Consider the following 1,062-nt stretch of genomic DNA (forward strand, 5'->3'; position numbering starts at 1 on the left):
GCCGCGCGCAGCGGCAGGTTGATCTGGCCGGCCTTGCGGTTCGGCGCCATGCCGTTCGCGGCGAGGGTTTCGTCGACGGTGTCGTACTGCACGCCGATGCGGTAGATCTCGCGCGCTTCCTTGCCGTTCGCAATCTCGCGTCCGAGTTCGCGCGCCACGCGCACGCACTGCTCGATCTGCTGCACGGAGGTCATGCGCTTGCCGTGCTGGTCGATGATCGTGTCCTCGATGCCGCAGCGCGGATGCAGGCCCATCGACATCGCCATCATGTTGAACGGCAGCACGTTCTTGAGCAGTGACTCGGCCGTGAGCGTGCAGCCGTCCGGCGCGCGGTGGACGAAGTTGAAGAAGTTGAACGGGTTCGGACCGTCGAAGCCGCCGCCGATGCCGATCCACGTCAGGTTCAGCGGACCGCGGTAGACGCCCTTGCGCACGAGGCGTTCGAGCGTTTCCAGCGCATGGATGCCGGTCAACTGGAAGTGCGGCTGGATGCCGGACGCCTGCAGGCGGCGCAGATGTTCCTCGACCCACGCGGGGCCGGCGGGAACCGTCATTTCGCTATAGGCGGCCATGAACGCCGGATTCGAGAGCGACGTGCCTTCGAGATACTCCGGATACAGCAACTCCATGATGTTCATCTGCGTCGTGTTGATCGCGACGGTCACCTGATCGGGCTTCGGATCGAGCTCGGCGAGCATGTGGCGCGTATCGTCGGAGAGCCACTTGGCCGCCTGACCGTCGTCTTCCGGCGCGAACGAGATCGAGCCGCCGACCTGGATGATCATGTCGGGCACCGCCGCGCGCACGCCGGCGATCAGCTCGTTGAACTTCGACAGGCGCTTGGAGCCTTTGCCGTCGAGTTCGCGCACGTGCAGGTGCAGAACGGTGGCGCCCGCTTTGTAGCAGTCGACTGCCTTCTGAATCTGTTCTTCCATCGTCACCGGAATGTCTTCGGGGAAGTCGGCGGGCATCCACTCGGGGCCGTAAGGCGCGACCGTGATCACGACTTTGTCCTGATTCTCGGGGTGCAATGAATCGTCGAGGAATTGCATGTGTGGCTCC

General features: G+C 64.1%; 1 protein-coding gene. It reads right to left on the reverse strand.

The genetic code is table 11. The annotated features are described in order from the left end of the window. Positions 1-1,052 (reverse strand): BKACE family enzyme (locus tag AWB75_RS36460; protein ID WP_061128747.1); only part of this gene is annotated, 1,052 nt, incomplete at its 3' end. Positions 1,053-1,062: the final 10 nt, after the last annotated feature.

It is taken from the genome of Caballeronia catudaia, from assembly GCF_001544755.2.
Classification (GTDB): domain Bacteria; phylum Pseudomonadota; class Gammaproteobacteria; order Burkholderiales; family Burkholderiaceae; genus Caballeronia; species Caballeronia catudaia.